Source organism: Maribacter taeanensis (assembly GCF_047345145.1).
In the GTDB taxonomy this organism is placed as follows: Bacteria; Bacteroidota; Bacteroidia; order Flavobacteriales; family Flavobacteriaceae; genus Maribacter_C.
Genome location: NZ_JBLFER010000002.1, coordinates 353510 through 375408, shown reverse-complemented (window position 1 = coordinate 375408; position 21899 = coordinate 353510). Strand labels below are relative to the sequence as shown.

The following is a 21899-nucleotide window of genomic DNA, read 5'->3' as shown; positions in this document are numbered from 1 at the left end:
TCCCTATTTAACTCTACAATATTTTTAAAATAAGATAAATCTGTGCTGATTCAGAATGACAAACCATACGCTTCTCTCTAACAAAATTTTGAAGACAACTAGCTTCAAATAAGCACGCTCAAAAGTAGATCGCTGTTCTTTTGGTTTCTATATATAAACACATACCGCGTTCTCAGCTAAGATTGCTTTTAACAATTTTCTCTTTCTTTTGCCTAAGTGTTATAATTTGAGGGGGCTTTGAGTCTAAAAAGTTAGCCTCGAGAAGTTTTTGTGAGCGTCATTTCAAAGGTCTTTTTAAGCAGGTTTTAACAAAAAAAGAGCGCTTCTTAGCATCTAAATTCAACCTCAAATCGAGTTGAAAAATTAAACCATTTATTCGTGTTTCACATCAACAAAATACTTCTTGTTTTTATTTGGAATTCTTTCCTTCAAACAAATTCTGAAACATATAAAAAGCAATTTCGAGACGAAAAATCTAAGGCTATAACTCGATTTTTATAGTTAAAAGGCGTGTTCGATTTTCTGTAAGAAATAGATTGCAAGATTCGAAAGTGTCTGATTTTCAGCTTTTTCAAACATGTACTGCGCTTCTAGATTTGCTCCTATTTAGCAAGAACAAACCTTCTAAAATTGTGCTTTCACAACAGATTTTGACCATACTACAACATTAAATTCTACCGCTCATTTTTAAGGTTAATATTTGTTAGTAATAGTTAATACCATTTTTGCGGAATTCTTTTAAAAAGTGCCGCCTAAATAACCGCTCATTTAATGATAAAATCTAAAATGAGTTTGAATACCAAACCTACTTGAATAAATGATGCCAAATTTTACCAAAAAGTTACTTTTACTTAGCGCTCTTTTGCTAGGTTTTGTTGGTTTTTCACAAGAAGTAATACCATTCACACCTCGATTAGATGATCAAGGCAACTCTTACATTTCTATAAAAGGGGACTACACGCTTATTTCAAATACGGTTATGAATCGAAGAACCGGCAGAAGAAGAGGCCCTAACAATGTAAATGTGCCGCATAATGGCACCGACGCAAATAACAATAACCATATTGAATATGTAGATATCGATAATGACACATCTACCTTTAGTTCAAGTAGTTCCACGTTAAGTTTGCCAGATTGTTCTAGAATTTATTATGCCGGACTGTATTGGGCAGGAAACTATGACCGAGACGTAGTAGATTCAAATTATGATACAAATAATTCCACGGATCGCCTTCGTGATGATAACAGGCGATATGATTACACTTCAATAAAGTTTATGGTGCCAGGTGGCACTTATGTTGATTTGCAGGCAGACAATGCCGCCGATCCTGTTGGTGAAGAAGACGAAATTATTATTGATGGCTTCACCAGATCTCCCCAAGTACGTAACAGGCCCTACGTATGTTACAAAAACGTTACCAACCAACTACAGGCCTTAGCGGACCCTACTGGTGAATACACTGTAGCTAATGTTCGAGGAACTCGCGGGCAAACGAATTATGGAGCTGCTGGCTGGACCCTTGTCATCATTTACGAAAACCCTACCATGCCCGGCAGGTATATTGCAACTTTTGATGGCTATGCAGGGGTGGCCAACAGAACCGGGGAAAGAGACGTTACATTTCCAGTTTCAGGCTTTAACACGATTCCAACAGGCCCCGTTCGTGCAAAATTAGGGGCCGTTGCGCTTGAGGGAGAAACTAGTATCTCAGGCGATTCTTTCCAAATTTTATCTTTTCAAAATGAGGCAAATGGAGGCACATTTTCAAACCTATTTACTGCAGTTAATGATGTTGACAATTTCTTTAATGCCAATATTACCGAGGGCGACAATGTTGTGCTTTCAAGAAATATCAATGGCACCAATTCGATGGGGTACGACTCAGACGTATTTCCTATTACAAACGGCGGCAACAGCGTAATAGGCAATGGTGAAACAGGTGCTACCCTAAGAATGACTACAACTGGTGATGCATTTGGCTCATTTTTAGCCACTTTCGGGGTTGACATTATTGAGCCTGATATTGTACTTGAAAAAACTGTTGAAACTCCATTAGGAGCCCCCATAACCGGGCTTGGAGTAAATCTTGGAGATCGCATTGATTATGTATTAAAGTTTCAAAACATAGGCAATGATGATGCGACAGGGTATACCATTCGAGACGTTTTACCTATAAATGTATTCCCACCAAATGGCACAGCAACTTCACCTTTTGAACCAGGAGACATTGAAGTACCAACCGGCAGTGGTATAACATACACTTATGATATTCCTACGCGAACTTTACTTTTTACAGTACCTGACAACTTAGTAATAGAGAATAGTATTGAAACCGAGATTCGATTAAAGGTAAGAATTGCAGAAGACTGTTTTGACTTTGTCAATGCTTGCTCAAACCAGATCACGAACCGTGCTTATTCAACCTATAGAGGGGTTAACAACCCCACGTATGACATTACAGATGACCCAAGTGTTTCTGAATTTAACTCTTGTGGTTTTGTCACACCAACTGCAACTAATTTTCTTTTAGATGATTTAGAAAATTGCAATTTTACAAGAACAGTACAGCTTTGTAGTGAAGAAGTTTTATTAGATGCAGGTGATGGTTTTGATAGTTATGTTTGGGTTACTGATGATAACAATAATGGTCTTTTTGACGCTACCGACACAATTATAACAGACGGTGATCCAGATAACGACCCAAGTACTATTTTAGTAACACAAGAAGGAACTTACATAGTAGACAAAATAGTAAGAGACCCGTGCAAAGGTTTTAAAGAAATTCTAATCGTAGAGCGCTTTGGGACGAATAGCACAAACCCAATTGTTGACTATTTCAACACTTCAAATACTGATACTGATGTTACCAACGACATTGAAGGAGAAATTACAACTTGTACTATTGATGGTGATTCACTTGTAAAACTATTCTTATGCGGTGCTGGTGATTCACAACTATTACAAACTGGTATTACGGATGCCCAAAGTATAGTTTGGGAGCAATTGGATGAAGGAAGTTGTGCCGCGGCGCCAGATGATTGTGCTAACAAAAATGGAAGTTGTAATTGGAATCAAATATGGACAGGAGGCAGTTACAATGTAACAAATGAAGGTAAATATCGCTTGGTTATCACCTATCAAGACGGTTGTTTAAACCGCTTCTATTTTGATGCTTTTCAAAACAACATTGATGTTCAAACTACATCTAGAGATATTGTTTGTTCTACCCCAGGTAGAATCAATGTCACCAACCCCCAAAGTGGTTATGCCTATCAACTGGTAGATCTAACCAACAACGTTATTGTGTATGATTACAGTGATAATAACGGTCCTGACTTTACTATAACCACGGTAGCTGAGTACCGTGTTGACGCTGTCCAACTAGACAACAATGGTGATCCAGTGTTGGGGGGCTGCGTTTTTAGTACAAACCCTATAGCCATTGTTGATCGTGACTTTAGAGTAGAAATTGAAACCACCCCACAAAATTGTAACGATGATGGTACCGTTCAAATTGACATTTTAAATGTTGAGCCAAACTATACCTACACCTTAACAAGAAGGTCAGATGGCGCAATAGTAGGTCAAACAACTGAAACCTTTAACCGACATACTTTTAATGCAATTGAAGGCGAATATACCGTCGAAGTTACAACACCTGATGGTTGTTCTTTTACAGAAGATGTGGACGTCACGCGAACTCTTGATCCTAGATTGACCGCTGAGGTTACTTCACATATTGGATGTTCCGATGGAACTATCGTATTAACTGCAACTAACGGTTTGCCTGGTTATGCCTATGCCATATGGAGCAAAGACGGTCCTTCTTCATATACCACAATAAACGACATTCCAGGAAGTGAATATCAAGGAAATACTTTTACTTTTAGCTCTGGAGAAAATGGCGTTTATGAATTTGTGGTAGTAGATGCAAACAACTGTTCTTTTGTTTCTGCACCTATTACAATCAACGACAATGGCCCCATGACCCTTGATCCAACAATCACCCCCATAGTTTGTAGTGGTTCAAGCACGGCTTCATTGACTATAGGTACTATTGGTGGAGTCGCGCCTTTTATGTACAGTATCGATGATGGTGTTACTTATCAAACAACAGATACGTTTATAAACCTGCCTGCGGGTAATTACAACCTAAGAGTAACCGATGCCTCAGGTTGTGAACAACAAGAACCCTATATCATTACAGAACCTTTTACACTTTCAGCATCAGCAGGTGTTACTCAGGTGGTTGAATGTAACCCTACTACTGGAGCCGAAGTTCGCATTACCAATGCACAAGGCGGTACCGCACCCTATGAATATAGTTTCAACGGCGGTACGACCTTTGTGTCATCAAATATTGATTTCCTGCTTCCTGGAAGCCACAATTTGGTCATTCGTGATGCTGTTGATTGTAGGTTCCCAATGACTGTTGTCGTTCCTGATCCTGTTATCCCTCCAACATTTACTCATGCGATTGATTATGAATGTGATGGAGAAGGTACAATTACCATAAACTCATCAAATACCACTGATTTTGATTACACTTATGAATTGAATACCGTACTAAATACACCAGCAGACTCAAATGTATTTACAGATGTACCGTCTGGTGCACAAACGGTAACGGTAAACTATGTGGCAAATACGCCTCCTGTTGCTAGTGTTCTATTTCTAGAAGATTTCGGAGTGGGACCAACAACAAGTATCGTAGGTATTTCTGAAATTGACCCTGTTTATTGCTACGAACAGCAATCTTCAGCTACTTGTGATGCCAATGATGACGTTAATGATTTACAATATTCAGTAACTAATAGTCTTATAAGTGCCAGCCTTTTTGGTGGTGTTTGGCTAAGTCCTAATGATCAAGATGACCCTGGAAATGGTCGTTATTATGTGCTTAACGTGGGTGATCCAAATGTTAGCGGTCCAGATAATAACACAATCGTTTATGCAAAACGAGATATTGAGATTATACCCAATAGGGAAATCTCAGTGTCTTTAGATGTTATTAATCTTGTAAGACAGGGGAACAATTTGATTCGTCCTAATATCTTAATTGAGTTGGTTGATTCTTCTGGTGTAGTTATTGCAAGCGAAACGACGGGTTTAATTCCTGAAAACACAGGTCCAGATAATTGGATTCCATTTAATATTCCGCCTTTAGATCCTGGAGCCAATTCTACCATTGACATTGTTATCCGAACCATAGCAACGGGAGTAATTGGAAATGATGTTGCCATTGACAATATTGAGGCTTCTCAAATGCCTGAGATATGCGCTTCCAGTGTTGATATTCCTGTTGTCATTGAAGCGGGAAGAGCTTTCGAGGCCAACATCATTAATACAACGAATGTAAGTTGTAATGGCCTTTCAGATGGAACTATCACTTTTGAAGTTGAGAACTTTGATGCTACTGATGGTTTTAATTATTCTATTGACGGTGCCACACCTATCAATTCTACCAATTCACCAGAAACAACACTTCCTATTTTAGATGCTGGTAGCCATACCATTACCATTCACAAAGCGGATGATCCTTCGTGTACAACTTCTGTTACTATTGATATCACGGAACCAGACCCTCTTGTGGTAAGTGCAAACATTGATGTTGCCTTGACCTGTAATAATGGGGCGACTATAAGTGCCAGTACGATTGGTGGTACTCCAAATTATATCTATCAGTTAGAAGATGATGCTACTGGTAATCCCGTAGGGTCTTACGATTTCGCATCGAATGGCAATAACACCGTATTTACAAATTTACCTTCAGGGGATTATATTGTACGTGTTCGCGACAAAGATGCGGGTGCAAATTACTGTGAAGATGTGATTGATGCCGCCTTAACTGTTGCTCCGCTTAACCCCATTGTTTTTGATGCAATACCATCCACTTGTTATTCTGGTGCTGGTGATGCTTCAATAGTCGTCAATGTAACCAGTGGAAATGGAGGGTATCAATTTAGAAGAGACGGTGGTCCCTGGATAACACCGACTCCAGCAAATGCAACTACCTATACTTTTGAGAACCTTACGAACGGCACCTACGATATTGAGGTTAGAGATGCTTTAGGGTGTCCTTTAACATTGCCTGCTCCTGAAACTGTTGTTATCGATGCTCCGATTATAGTAAGTGCAACCGCGCCTAATATTACAGCTTGTGCAACCTCTACTTTTATAACGATTTCTACGACCGGTGGTGATGGATCCTTTCAATTTGCCGTAATGAATGATGGTGATACACCTAATATGCCAGATTTTGATGCCTCGACAGTTAGAGAAGTATTCGCCGCTGGAGATTATGATATATATCTGCGCGATCCAAGTGGTGGACCAAGTAGATGTAGCGCTTTTACTGAGATCACAATTGTTCAAGACGCTCCACTAAGTGTAAGCCCAGCAGCTTCTCCTGTAACCTGTTTCGGAGGAAATGATGGAAGTATTGCTATTGGTACTCTAACTGGTGGACAAGGTCCATTTAGATATAGTATTGATAATGGAGTTACATATCAACTGACGCCTGATTTTCCAAACCTAACTGCTGGATCATATACTGTTCAAGTAATGGATAGTAACAACTGTCCACTTCCAACTAGTATTCCTATTACTGTTGCGCAACCAGATGCTATTGTTGCCGAAGCACTACAAACAGCAGATTATACCTGCTTGCCTGGAGGGCTAGCCGAAATAACAGTCGGTAGTATCACCCCAACAACGGGAGGAATAGGCTCAGGAAGCTATCAATATCGTATCAATAATGGCCCTTGGACGGCTGCTACTTCAGGTGGAACCGTATTTACAAATTTAACTGATGGTACGTATTCCATTCAGGTCAGAGATGCCACTGCTATTTTATGCGTTACCACTTTAGCAGATGTTATTGTACCGCCGTTACCAACTGAACCAACATTAGCCGAAGCTGTCACATACAATTGTGACGGAACCGGAAATATTACCATTACTCCTTTCGACACTAACTATACCTATATTTTAGATGGAGTGCTTCCTGGCCAAACCGGTGCGGCAAGTAATATCTTCAACAATGTAGCGGTTGGAACACATACTGTCACTGTTGATTACGGAAATAGCTGTACTGTAGATATTCCGATAACTGTTGCTGATGGCAATGCATTTGACGCGTTGATTACCACATTCGAAAACTTAGACTGTAATGGAGATAACTCCGGAACTATTACGATTACAGCAACAAACTTTAGTACAGGTTTCCAATATAGCTTAAATGGAGGTTCTTTCAGCGCCACATTTACCACTCCTCAAACAATACCAGGGCTTAATGCACAGATACACAATATCGTTGTTCGTGATGCAAACTTGACTATAGCATCAGGTTGTCCGATAACCTTAACTCAAGAACTAACCGAACCTGACCCTTTAGTTGCTTCGGCAAGTATTACCTCGCCTATTACTTGTGATACGGGCGCAACCATTACGGCAAGTGCAATCGGAGGTACGCCAAATTATCAGTACCGTTTAGAAACTACTGGCGGTCTTCCCGTAAGGCCATACCAAACAACCACAACATTTACAGACGTTCCTGCAGGCGACTATATTGTTCGTGTTCAAGACAAAACTGGAGGTGTAGATTTCTGTGAAGATATTATAGATACCCCTATAAATATAGTTGATCCAATAAGCCCATCCTTTACGGCTAGACAAACCGCATGTTACTCTGGTGCTAACGATGGTGAAATTCTCGTAGAAATAGATGCTGGCTCATTACCTGGCAACGGTGGTTTTCAGTTCAGTATTACTGGTAGCAATGGTCCTTGGATCACACCGACACCAGCAACAGCTACATCACACATCTTTACAGGTCTGACCAATGGCGCATACACAATAGATGTGCGTGATGCTTTTGGGTGTGCTGCCGCACAACAAACTGTTACCATTAATCAACAAATAACCGCAAATGCGGTATTAGACCAAGATCTCACTTGTATGTTAGATGCCTCGGTTACAGTCAACTCAAGTGGCGGATCTAATTCATTCACCTATGAATGGGCAACTTCAGTAACAGGCCCTTGGAATACTACTGGGTTTACTTCAAATATTTTTACAACAAATGCCGCTGGAACATATTTCTTTAGGGTAACTGATACTACAGTTCCTACAGCTTGTGAAGTAGTTACAAATTCTGTTGTGGTTACTCCAGCAGTATTGCCTTCTATCACAAGTGTAACACCAACTAATTTAAATTGTAATGCTGACAATTCAGGTGCCTTAGATATCGTTTTCGATACTAATTTAGGATTAGCGCCTTATGTTATCAACGTACAAAACACCTCCACATCTACGGATTATGGAGCGCAAACTTCTGGACTTCCAGCAGGTAACTATACGGTTACCTTGACGGATGCTAAAGGCTGTGTGGACACGGAAACTACTGTTATTACAGAGCCTAGTCTCATAACCTATACCCCATCAAACACTGCTATTCAATGTGATGCACTTGGAGGTAGTACGACTGATAATACCAGTCCTGGGTCAATTTCAATTTCTGGAATAACCGGAGGGACACCAGAGTACACTTATTATTTAACTGCAAATAATGGTATCCCACCACAAACACACACGACAACACCGACTACAAGAGATCATACCTTTACGATTTTATCTTTTGGTATTTACCAAATCGATGTTGTAGATGCGAATGGTTGTTCTTCATTTAGTACAGAAATAATCGCTTCTCCACCTACCGATTTAGGTATTGATATAAGCACATCAACGGCAAACTGTGCTGACGGGGGCACAGCTATTGTAACGGTTGACAGTGCGTTTGGAAGTGGTGATTATCAATTTGCCATTTTGGAAACTTTTACCGCACCATACTCTACCAACTATGTTGGCCCAGATGTAGTTGGTGGTGACACGGCTACGTTCTCAAGCACGGCCAACGGAATATATTTGCAACCAGGTTTAGAATATACTTTTGTTGTTTTTGACAACGTTACTAAATGCTATTATTTTGAAGAAGCTAGCGCACCTATTGACACGCCTTCAAATATGACATCGACTTTAGGCGTAGTAGCCAATGTTACATGTACAGGAGCTGCTGATGGGAACATCTCGTTTACGTTTGATAACTATGATGTCGGCGCTACTAGTGTTGACTATCAAATTTTTAATGCACAATCTAATGTTTTTACAGGTGTCGGAGGCTCAATCAATCCTTTACCATCAATAGGTACAGGTGTGCCAGTTGACAATGTGGGGCCTTTACCCCCAGGAGAATACTACTTATTACTTTCTGAGGTTGGTGGAGCGTTCCCAGGATGTTCGGTTTTTGGTGGCGACTTTATGATACGTGAATCTGTCAATCTTTTGGATATTAGTCTAGATATTACCAAAAACGACAATTGTAATCTGAATGCAGGAGTAATTACCGCTACTGGTACATTTGGCACAGCGCCCTACGAGTATCAATTCCTACCGACTGGTTCGACTGCTCCAACCATTGCAACATGGGCTGGCTCTTCGAATAACGTTTTCAATGGTGAGGGCGGCACATATGATGCATATATCAAGGATGCTAACGGTTGTATCCAAGCACAGACGATTTTACTTCCTACAGATCCTTCTCCTGAAATTTCTGTGGCCGTTGTTGATGAATGTCTTCCAGAAGGCACTTACGAAGTTATTGTTACTCTTGATGCGGCCGGTTTAACGCCATATTCTTTAAGCGTAAACAATTCAGCTTTCCAGAATATCACATTCAACGGAAGCAATCAATATACAGTTTCCAACTTAAGCTCAGGGCTAGCTCAAACAGTAGCTATTCAAGATTTGAATGGCTGTGGGGAAACCGAAACTTTTGACATTCAGCCACCATTGCAATTTACGGCACTACCAACAAAAGTACTTGCGTGCCCAGGTTCTGCATCGCCTAATGCTGAAATCACTATTGAAGTTACAGAGGGTTCAGGAAATTATCAATATGAAATTTCAGGACCTGTAAATGCTGGACCTTTACCTTTACCTTCTAATCCTTTTATATGGAATTTAGCAAGTCTTCCAGGCACATATACCGTTACTATTTCAGACTTAAGTACTACTTTGCCATATTGCGAAATTTCCAGTAATGTTGTCATATTACCTCCCGTAGAACCAAACATTTTTGTTGATTCTTCTACTGACATTACATGTTTTGGTGCCAACGACGGAACCATTTCAGTAAGTACAACAGATAATGGAATAGGGCCATATAATTTCGAAATCACCTCTTTTGATGGTGCGGTTGTTAGTATAAATCCGACTAGTTCTACAGACACCACGGCAGAATTTACGGGCTTAGCGCCAACAACAACAGCTACGGGTTATATTGTAACTGTAAGAGGAAATTCTACTACAAACAATTGTCCTACTCCTAGCGTTTCAATTCCAATATCAGAACCTGCAATTGTAGATGTACCACTTACTGCTATTACCATTGTTCCTTTTGCATGTACTGCTGGAAATAATGGAAATTTTGCCACAATATCGGTAAATACTTCTGGCCCAGGATCCGTAACTGGTGGTTCTGGAAATTATACGAGATATGCATTTATCGATGCAGCTACGTCAACCGTCCTACAAGAAGGTCCAAACAATACCTATACCGAAACTATCTTTAGCAGTACGGATCGAGATTATGATATTATTGTTTATGACGATCGCAACTGTTCGAACGCCCTTGCCCCAACTAGGGTGACGGTACCTGGATACGATCAACTATTACCTCCTACGATAACCGTTGATACAGCGATAAGATGTGATAATAGCGGAGCCGACATTACGATTAATGCTTTTGGATCTTTAACAGATTCATCCACTCCTGCAGGATTGGCAAATTACGAGTTCAGACAATTGCCTAGTGGTGTCTTCGACCCATTAAACGAGTTTACTAACTTACCTCCTGACAATTATGTCTTTGAAGTAAGAAACGTTAATACAGGATGTGTCATTTCCGTTCCATTTACCGTAGAAGACCCAAATACATTTGTAATTGATAATGTTACTAGCACAAACGTGACCTGTCAAGGTGATTCTAATGGAAGTGTTACTTTTGATGTAACCGACCTCATAGGAGGATATTCTGGTACATATTCTTGGGATATTTTCAACACACAAGGAACACCTAACATACCTGGGGATGATGGTCTAGCAGTAGATTCTGGAACATCAGCTTCATTCAGTTCAAACATCTTACCAGAAGGGGAGTACCGAATTTCGGTTACTCAAGATTCTGCTCCAACATGTGCTAACGAGATTTTCTTCGCTATTGCGGAGCCTACTGATCCATTATCTATGGGCACTCCCATAGTAACGGATATTACCTGTGTGCCTTCTGACAATGGCGTCATTGAAATCTTCAATGCCCAAGGAGGATGGGGAGACTATAGATATTTGGTATTTGATACAACTACGAGTCCTGCTCCTGACACAAATGACAGATCAATCTATAGCGCCAATCCTAGATTCGAAGCTTTAAGCGCAGGAACCTATGAAGTTTGGCTCATTGATGCCAACGGATGTACGGTACAGCATCTTCCTAATATTGTGCTTGCCAATCCTAGCACAATTACGGGAGAATTAGATCTAATCACACAGAATTGCACCTCTTTTGAAGGTGTACTACAAGTTATAAATCAAAGTGGCGGTCAAGACATTTTAGCCAATTATAGCTATCAACTACAATTGTTCAATACTACGACTTCATTGTTTGAAGACTTTAGACCTATTCAGAGTTCTGATATATTCAGTGGGCTGGGTGCTGGTCAATATCAAGTAATTATTAGTGATCAATGGGGGTGTGCTGGACCGACAATCAATACTATTGATATCCTTGAGCCAATCGTTGTTTCTCGTGATATTGTAAAAGCCATTGATTGTGTAGCCGGAAACATCGGCGGTGCAATCACCATTACGCAAACGGGCGGATCGGGTAGCTTTGATTACTCCGTTACCTATCCAGATGGAACTATAGTAAATCAAGCAACTGGAATATTTACAAATCTTACCGATCCTGGCGCTTACGTATTTACGGTTACAGATCAAGCTACAGGAAATTGTTCAGCTACGATTACCGAAACATTAGAACCAGCTGTTCATCCAATGATAGGGATTGATGCATCTACTGATGACACATGTAATGATGCTACCAGCAACGGAACTATTTCCGTAAGTGTTCCTGATAACGGAATAGGTCCATATACATTTAGAATTATAGATGGCAATGGAAGTTCACCAGGTTCTCCAATATTACCAACGTCACAGACATCAACCACAGCAACCTTTACTGGTTTGACCGGTGCTACTGGAGCTGGTATTACCTATACCATAGAAGTAGAAGGAAATAATGAATGTATCGACACCATAACACGAGCAATCATTCAGCCAGATCCTATTGTAGGCTTTGGTGTTACTGTCACACCTTTTGAATGTACAAGCGGAAACAATCCAAATTACGCGACACTTACCGTTGATGCCGGATTAATGGGTGGATCGGGCAATTTTACAAACTATCGATTTGTACATGATGCTACTGGCACCATAGTTCAGGAGGGAGTAAATACAAGCTATACAGAAACAAACTCACTTGATGGTAATTATACTATTACTGTCTTTGATGATAAGGGATGTTCAGCCACAACCACGGCTACAATAATTCCATTCGTGGGTATTAGCGACCCTGTAATTACTATGAACCCAAATGTTACTTGTAATCCGGGTGACGATGCAGAAATACAAGTTTCAGTAACCATGACGCCTGCAGTTCCTGCTACAGTTCCAACCTTGGAATACACAGTAACCGGAACTAACAATGTATACAATAACACGAACAATACCGGGGCATTCACAGGCCTTGGAGTTGGCAACTATATCGTTACGATCACCAATATGACCACGGGTTGTATTATTGAAACGACACATACCATTGCGGACCCTGATGTCATTGAAGTAATTATTGACAAAGTTTCTGATAATCCTTGTTTAGATGATGCAGGAGGATTTGACGTGACCACCATCAATAACTATTCGGGTGGTTTTAGTTATCAAGTTTTTGATAGCAACAATGTTGCTGTACCAGGTGCAGCTTATACCGGAAACGGAAACACGACAGCACTACCATTACAAATTCGAGGTCTCTCGGGAGGTGGGTATTACATCACTATTACCGAAACCGATCTAGGAAGCCCAATGTGTTCTGATAATTCAAATGTCATTACTATTATAGAACCAACTGCTCCAATTACGTTCACACCTACTGAAGAGGCTAGCGTAAGTTGTAGTAATGATCAAGGAGTAATTTTAATTGACCCTAGTGGTGGAAATGGTTTGTATAACATTGTATTAACCAATACAACAACAGGTCAGCCACCATATATTGCTAATGGAGTATCTGCAGCACAATTTACAGGTTTATCAACTGGTGATCTTACAGGTTTATCGGCTGGTGATTATACAGTAACGGTAACCGATGAATCTGGTTGTTTCGAAACCAGAACTATCACGCTAGTTCGTCCAACAAACTTCTTACCAACAATAGACACAACCCCGTTAACCTGTTTTAATGGGAATAATGGCGAAGTGTTTACACAGGTGCCGTCAAGAAGCAACCCATCTCTGACGTTTACTTATGAATATGCTTTAAACACCTATGATGACTTGGTAGGCACTAACTTAGTTACAACTTCTGCATTTCAATCTTCACTTATGTTCGAAAACCGAAGTGCTGGTTTTTACAGCATTACTGTTAGAGATAATTTTGGTTGTAGCTTTACAAGTCCGATTGCAGAAATCGTAAACCCTGATGAGGTAAATGCCCAATTAGCAAGCACTAGCGCCGTTACCTGTGCAACAGGTATGGAGCTAACCCTTTTTGCCTCAGGAGGTCTTCCTGGTGCATCATATGAGTATAGAAGAGTAGGCGATCCAACATGGATTCCGATGGGACTTGGTATTGATACGGTAACAATCCCAACAACTGGGGATTTACCTGCAGGCACCTATCGCTATGAGGTTCGTGATGCAGACAATGGCTGTACCCCTGTACAGAGTAATGAAATACACGAAGACCCAATAGTTCCTTTGGATTGGGTTAGTCTAATAGACACAGATATTTCATGTAACGGATTTGATACCGGAAGAATTGCTGCAGTTGCTCAATTCGGAATGGGTAACTATGAATACGAGTTGTATTACAATCCAATAGGCGGGCAGGCCTTTTCAAGTGCTTCAATATTAGTCAATAGACAAACTTCAGGCGAGTTTAGCGGTCTAGATGCCGGATACTATTTTGTGCGGGCTATAAGTGGTATTGATTGTTTCTTAGAATCTACCGAAATAGAAATTAGCGAGCCTTTGCCACTACAATTCGAATTGGATGTTATGCATGTGCGCTGCTACGGTGAGGAAAGCGGAAGCATAACCGTCAATGTAATTCCTGGTTCTGAAGGAGCGGGTGTGTACCAATATGCTATTTCTCCTAATCTAAATCAATTCGTCTCAACGAATGTTTTTGAAAACTTAGCGCCAGGCCCTTACACCATTGTCGCACAAGATCAAAACGGATGTCCTCAAATACTTGAAACAATAATAGAGCCAGCAGATCAAATAGTGCCAACTGTTGCATCAGTTACTCCATATGTTTGTTTAAACGAACAAAATGGTTCAATTAGCCTTAATGTTGTTGGGGGAACGGGAGTATATAGTACTCGATTAAGTACAGAATCTAGTTTTATAGAGGGTAGGTTAGATTTTAATGGTCTTTCTGCGGGAGTTCATATTATATTCGTTAAAGACTCCAATGATTGCCCTCCTGTTCTGGTGGATGTAACTATAGCGCCTGGTCCAAATCTAGATGCAGATGTGGTACCCGTTTACGAATGTACAGGAGATACACCTGATAACTATGTAAATATAACTTTGAAAGACCCTTCTGTTTATAATGATATTTTGCTTTATGCTTTGGATTCTACAGATCCAAATGATATGATAGACAACCCAGACTTTAGAAATATTCCTCCTGGAGATCATTCAATTACTATAGCGCATGAAGCTAGCGGGTGTTTTATAGAACTTCCGTTTACAATTGGTGACTTTGAGCCTTTAACACTTAGTCTAGAACAAAGTGGTATCAACACCATCACAGCAACCGCTGATGGCGGACTTGAAGATTACACTTTCTACTTTGATGGCATAAATAATGGCTCAGACAATACATATATCATTAATAGAACCGATACCTACGTCGTTAGGGTGGTTGATGAAAATGGATGTGAAGTGACTGCGTCTATACCCATGGAGTTCATAGATATCGAAATTCCAAACTTCTTCACACCAGATGGAGATGGGCAGAATGACGTATGGATGCCACTCAACCAAGAAGGCTTTCCAGAGATACTAACAATCATTTTTGACCGTTATGGTAGGGAAGTATATCGAATGACCCTTAATTCCCCAGGTTGGGATGGTCTTTATAACCAAAGTGAGCTTCCTACCGGTGATTACTGGTACGTGATTAAACTGCGCGGCGCAAATGATGACCGTGAATTTGTTGGACATTTTACCCTTTATCGATAAAAACTTAACCTATAGTAACCATGCGCAACAAAATAGTAGCCCTACTGATGTTCTTGATAGCCTTTGCCATGAAAGGTCAAGAACTTACGATTCCGCAGTTATCGCAATATTTAGCGGACAACCCTTTTGTAATGTCTCCCACCTATGCAGGTATTGGAGATCATGTGAAAATCCGTATTAACGGACTTACACAATGGGTAGGAATAAAAGATGCGCCAGATACCCAATCCTTAGCTGCAGATATGCGAGTTGGAGAACAATCAGGTCTGGGAATGATGCTTTATAATGACAGTAATGGGGAAACTAAGCAGCGTGGTGCAAGAGTATCTTTTGCCCATCACTTGACTATAGATCGTTATGATGATAAATTCTTATCATTTGGTCTTTCCTATAATTTCAATCAGTTTCGCATTGATATCCAAAACTTTGACGCTTTAGACCCAAGTGTAACTGATGATAGGGCCACTACCAATCATAACTTTGATGTGGGGGTTCTTTACCGATGGGATAAGTTTTACATAAGTGCAAATGCTTCAAATATTATCAATAAAGACCTTACCAAGTTCAATCCTATTTTTGAACCTAATCGTCTTCGTAACTATTATCTCTATACAGGATACAGTTATAAAAAGAATAAAAACAGTGATTTCGAAATTGAACCCTCGGTATTCTTTCAGCTCTTTGAAAGTGATGGTAGATCGGTTACTGATTTAAACGTAAAGTTCAGGTGGTATGATTTCGAAGATTACTATTATGCTGGTGTTACTTATCGTTTTCTTAATGATCAGATTGGTGATCCGTTATACGTTGCGCCTCTTATTGGTTTAAAAAAGAACAAATTTTACTTCGGATATTCTTACCAGGTTATTTTGAACGAAATTTTAGGATACAGTACAGGTACTCACGTTGTAACCCTTGGTGTAGATCTTTTCCAAGGAATTAGTAATTGTCGCTGTACTTACTAATTAGACAATTCTTTAGTTTTCTAGCCAGATTAATTTAAGTTTGCCAAAAGCTTCATTTTGGGAAAAATCAAAGTTGAAAATATTCGCGTTTATGCGCATCATGGCTGTTTGCCAGAAGAAACTATTATTGGTAGTGACTATCTAGTTGATGTACTTTTAAACGCCAATCTTAAAAAGGCCTCCAATTCAGATGATTTAGTAGATACGGTCGACTATGTTCATATCAATCAAATCGTCAAAGAAGAAATGAAAGTGCCTTCCAAACTTTTGGAACACGTGGGCAAGCGGATTTTAAGTCGAATATTCTCAGAAATTTCAATAGTAAAAAAAGCAGAGGTGTCTGTTTCAAAAATCAATCCACCTATTGGCGGAGATGTAGAAAAAGTTACCGTAGTATTGAAAGAAAAAAGGAAGGCTTAAGTTTTTCGATAGTTAAAAAACATATTACCTTTGCGATTCAATTTTGGCATCGTGGCCGAGTGGCTAGGCGCAGCTCTGCAAAAGCTTGTACAGCGGTTCGAATCCGCTCGATGCCTCAAAAGACTTCATAGCAATATGGGGTCTTTTTTTATTCCCGAATACGCTCAATTTCTTCTATTCCCTTTTCAATATTAAACTTATCCTTGGGAAGAAACCCTTTAGTAATTAAAACCATTCCACAGATTACCAAGATGACTCCAAGTCCTTTTTTGATTAAATGGATTCTTTCTGGGGTTAGTTTTCGTTTGAGTTGCTTTGCAAGTAATATCTTGAAAACATCAGTAATAAAATAGGCCAATAACATTGACCCAAAGAAAACTCGAATACGAACCGGGTTATTATCTACACTTGGTCCAACAATAATGATAATGCCTAACCAAAAAACTAAAACCCCAATATTGATAAAGTTGAGTAAAAAGCCTTTTACGAAAAGTCCGAGGTATCCTTTTTTCGCTGTTACAGATTCGTTTTCCGTTTGCTCGGGTTTCTTCTTTGTATCCTTTTTTACAAAAGTGGTAATTCCGTAGACCAAAAGTATAACACCTCCAAAAACATAAAGTCCGGGTTGGTTACTTAAATTTTCTAGAAGTTGAAAACTACTGAAATAAGCTACGGTAATAAATAGTACATCCGCTAGAAGAACCCCTAAATCAAAAACAATTGCTGCTCGAAAACCTTTGATTGCACTGGTTTCTAAAAGCACAAAAAAAACAGGCCCAATCATAAAGCTTAAGAAAAAGCCTAGTGGAATTGCCGCCTGTACGTCTTCTAACATGTTTTTTTAAGACTTTAGATGCTAGACGTTAGACGTTAGACATCTTTTTTTGAATTTTGCGAAAAGTTCTTATGTTTTTAAAATACGCTATTGCATTCTGGTTACTTTTCCACCGAATACGGTTTTCTCTTCCATTTTTGCTGGGTCTCCATAAACCAACACCTCTCCGCCCGCTTTTACAGTTGCTTTTACATAGTCAAAAGCATGTATTTCGGCCCGTGAACCTGCGTTTACATTCACTGTGGAAAATTTTGTTTTTAAGTCTTTACCTTCATAAACACCTCCTGTGTTTATAGCTACGTCTTGTAGGTCTGAAGTTCCTGCGGTTTTAATTACACCACCTGTTACTGTTTTAATCAATAATTGCTCTACTTCAGCTTTAATATCCAATTCTCCACCTTCTTGTGCCTTTAATTCCAAAACATCTTGCTTTATAGTTTCTTCTGAAGTAATTCGAGCGTCTTCATTAACATCAATGACAATTAGCTGTTCTGAATAATACAAATCTATAAAAGTGCGGTAGCCACTAAAAATCTTGTGTATTTGCATACGGAGTCTTAAAATCCCATCCTTATTTGCTATCGCTACATTCGCTGTGTTTGCTCCTGTTATAACAACTTTGTTTACATCAGACTTAATAAGATTAACTGATAAACCATCAAAGGCCTTTACTTCCGTAAAAGTCTGAAGGTCTTTGGTAATCTTTTCATCTTGCGATTGCAAGCTTTGTAGCGCGAAAAACGATACTAAAAGTACTAGTATTTGTCTCATCACATTCTTTTTAGGTTGTTCATCATCACTTAAACAAAATCCGTTCCAAATTTGGGAGTGAAAACGAACTTACTCATGCTTTCCAATAAGGGCAAAATCTAGGTGACGTTTTACTAAGTCAGAGTTTTTAACCATAACTATCACTTCATCACCTAAAGTGTATGTTTTCTTGGTGCGTTCACCAACAATTGCATACTCCTTCTCATCAAATATATAATAATCCCCTTTTATATCACGAATACGTACCATGCCTTCGCACTTATTTTCGATAATCTCCACATAAATCCCCCATTCGGTAACTCCAGAAATCACACCAACAAATTCTTGGTCTTGATGGTCTTGCATAAACTTGATTTGCATGTATTTTATCGAATCACGTTCTGCACTTGAAGCTAAATATTCCATATCCGAGGAATGCTTACACTTTTCCTCATAGATTTCAGCTTTTGGAGAAGCACCTCCATCTAAATAATGTTGCAATAAACGATGCACCATCACATCAGGATACCGACGAATTGGTGACGTAAAATGTGAGTAATAATCAAATGCTAATCCGTAGTGACCAATATTTTCAGTTGTATACACTGCCTTACTCATACTTCGTATCGCAAGGGTATCTACTAAATTCTGTTCTTTTTTACCTTTTACGTCCTCGAGAAGCTTGTTTAAAGACGCGCTAATGGATTTTTTATCCTTAAAGTCCAACTTGTGGCCAAAGCGGGAAACTATTCCGTTAAGCGCTATTAATTTGTCTTCGTTCGGGTTATCATGAATACGATACACAAATGGCTTCGTAGGTTTTTGTTTTCCTATGAATTGTGCTACTTTTCTATTGGCCAATAACATGAATTCCTCAATCAGTTTATTCGCATCCTTTGCTTCTTTAAAATAAACGCTAGTAGGTTCAGCTTTTTCATTTAGATTGAATCTAACCTCAACTTTATCAAAGGATATTGCACCTTGTTGCATTCGCGCAGCGCGCATAATTTTTGCTAATCTATCTAAAGTTAAAGTTGCTTCTATAACTTCTTTTGAAACCGAATATGCAGCGCCTCTTATAGATATATCTTGAGGTATATCTCCATTTCCATTCTCAATGATATGTTGGGCTTCTTCGTATGCAAATCGTTCGTTAGAATCGATTACAGTACGTCCAAACCATTCATTTTTAATATTGGCTTTATCATCTAATTCAAAGATGGCTGAAAAAGTATATTTCTCCTCATTTGGTCGTAAGGAACAAGCATTGTTTGATAAGACCTCCGGAAGCATTGGTACAACCCTATCTACTAAATAAACCGAAGTTGCACGATTATATGCTTCGTCATCTAAAACAGTACCTTCCTGTAAATAATGAGAAACATCGGCAATGTGAATTCCGATTTCGTAATTCCCGTTTTCTAAAACTTCAAAGGAAAGGGCATCATCAAAATCTTTTGCATCTTTAGGGTCAATTGTAAATGTGAGGGTATTTCGCATATCCCTACGTTTTGCAATTTCTTCGGGTTTGATAGAAGTATCCAATTGGTCTGCATAACGTTCTACTTCCAGAGGAAACGAATAAGGCAAACCATATTCTGCTAAAATGGAATGTATTTCAGTATCATGTTCTCCGGGCTTCCCTAAAACTTCGGTAACTTTCCCGAAGGGGGAATCCGCATTATCTGGCCATTCTGTTATTTCTACAATTACCTTATCACCATCATTTGCTTTTCCTATTTTATCCTGAGACACAAAAATATCAGTGTACATTCTAAAATCCGTCGGACGTATAAATGCAAAGGTTTTCTGCATATCTACTATTCCAACAAACTCCATTTTATTACGCTCAACTATTTTCGTAATCTCACCTTCTAGTTTTTTCCCTTTTCTTCTTGGGTAAATGTAGACTTCAACCGTGTCTTTATGGAACGCTTTTTTAAGTTTATTGAATGGAACGAATACATCATCATCCATACCTTCGATGATGATATATGCATTACCTCTTCCAGTAATATCAACGATTCCTGTATGGTATGTTTTTGTAGAAGGAATCGCTTTATAACTTCCCCTACCTTCTTCAACAATTCGTTTACTTTCCTTAAGCTGAACTAGTTTTTTAATAAGTACATTTCTATCGTGAGCATCGGTAATACCTATCTTTGCAGCGATTTGTTTATAATTAAAACTCTTATTTTGTTCTTTTTCCAACACCGTAAAGATGCCTTTAGTTATTTCGTTTTTTCTATGGTTTTTTGCCTTTTTATTCTTCTTCGACATTAAATTCTTTCTTAATTAATACATGGAAATTACAATTAATATTCCACTAGATTTTTTTGATACTGTTCATTTGATTTCAGTTGTACACTAAAACAATGTTATGAACATATATATCATTATATGTTTTTCTTTTTTAAATTTTAAAATAAAAATGATGGTTATTATAGGATGTTAATAATGGAGATAAAAAATTCAAAGAAAACTTGCTTTGAACCGATTTTAAAATTTATTGACATTCTTTACAACTGGAATCGTTTTAACAATCAGTTGTTTAACATTTTTATCAACTTATCTTCATAAGTGATATCAACACAAAATTTATAATAAGTAATTACAAAGGTAGTGTTAACTTCTCAATCTGAAGGTTTGATATCTTTCTCTTAATTTCTGAGAAGTAAATTGTGGATTCTTGGTTGAGTTTTGTAGAGCACTTTTGAAATGGATTAACAAAACTTAAAAGTGAGTTTTTGTTGTAACGTTATCAACAATTTTCACAGGAATTCTGAACAACAAATGAACCAATTTAAATGTCAAATTTGAAATAAGTGTTGTGAAGGTATGAATAGTTGTTGTGAACTGCTTCTATTTGTACATTTGTAAGACTAACCTAACTTTTGATGAGATGAAAATAGCTATCGGTAATGACCACGCAGGCACAGAGTACAAACTTGCTATAATAGGTTTGTTGAAATCTAAAAATATTGAAGTAGCTAACTATGGAACCGACGGAACGGATAGTGTTGATTACCCTGATTTTGTTCATCCAGTAGCGAAAGATGTTGCTGAAGGTAGTGTAGATAAAGGCATTATTATTTGTGGAAGCGGTAACGGAGCATCCATGACGGCTAATAAACATCAAAAAGTACGTTGCGCTTTATGTTGGAGTAAAGAGATTGTTCAATTAGCCCGCGAACATAATGATGCTAATATTTTGAGTCTTCCTGCACGTTTCATCTCTTTGCCTCAAGCTTTGGAAATGGTAAAAATGTTTTTAGACACCGAATTCGAAGGCGGAAGGCACGAACGGCGCATTGAGAAAATACCTTGTTAATAAAGGTTATTTCTG

7 protein-coding genes and 1 tRNA gene are annotated in these 21899 nt (G+C 38.8%); 5 read left to right on the top strand and 3 right to left on the bottom strand.

Features of this window, described 5'->3' with window-relative positions:
• Positions 1 to 817: 817 nt before the first annotated feature.
• The 4 genes from ACKWCD_RS07500 (at position 818) to ACKWCD_RS07485 (ending at position 17084) form a co-directional block, all read left to right on the top strand.
• The gene (locus tag ACKWCD_RS07500) at positions 818 to 15583 is read left to right on the top strand and encodes a T9SS type B sorting domain-containing protein (RefSeq protein WP_413983323.1); all 14766 of its coding nucleotides are present in this window, start codon (positions 818 to 820) and stop codon (positions 15581 to 15583) included.
• 20 nt (positions 15584 to 15603) lie between these two features.
• A complete protein-coding gene (locus ACKWCD_RS07495; protein ID WP_413983322.1) occupies positions 15604 to 16548 on the top strand; it encodes a PorP/SprF family type IX secretion system membrane protein in 945 nt (314 codons plus the stop codon).
• A gap of 57 nt (positions 16549 to 16605) precedes the next feature.
• Positions 16606 to 16968: a dihydroneopterin aldolase gene (gene folB, locus ACKWCD_RS07490; protein WP_413983321.1), complete on the top strand. Its 363-nt coding sequence runs from the start codon at positions 16606 to 16608 to the stop codon at positions 16966 to 16968.
• 45 nt (positions 16969 to 17013) lie between these two features.
• Positions 17014 to 17084 (top strand) — tRNA-Cys (locus tag ACKWCD_RS07485).
• Between the two features lie 32 nt (positions 17085 to 17116).
• Here ACKWCD_RS07485 and ACKWCD_RS07480 read toward each other — a convergent pair.
• The 3 genes from ACKWCD_RS07480 to rnr form a co-directional block, all read right to left on the bottom strand.
• Complete coding sequence (locus ACKWCD_RS07480; RefSeq protein WP_413983320.1) at positions 17117 to 17803, bottom strand: LysE family translocator; 687 nt, start codon at positions 17801 to 17803, stop codon at positions 17117 to 17119.
• Between the two features lie 87 nt (positions 17804 to 17890).
• Complete coding sequence (locus tag ACKWCD_RS07475; protein ID WP_413983319.1) at positions 17891 to 18574, bottom strand: head GIN domain-containing protein; 684 nt, start codon at positions 18572 to 18574, stop codon at positions 17891 to 17893.
• Positions 18575 to 18643: 69 nt separating this feature from the next.
• On the bottom strand, positions 18644 to 20833 hold the full coding sequence (gene rnr, locus ACKWCD_RS07470; protein ID WP_413983318.1) for a ribonuclease R: 2190 nt from the start codon (positions 20831 to 20833) through the stop codon (positions 18644 to 18646).
• Between the two features lie 622 nt (positions 20834 to 21455).
• On the opposite strand from rnr, the gene rpiB reads away from it, so the two are divergent.
• Positions 21456 to 21884, top strand: a complete 429-nt coding sequence (gene rpiB / locus ACKWCD_RS07465; protein WP_413983317.1) for a ribose 5-phosphate isomerase B — start codon at positions 21456 to 21458, stop codon at positions 21882 to 21884.
• The last annotated feature ends 15 nt before the right edge of the window (positions 21885 to 21899 follow it).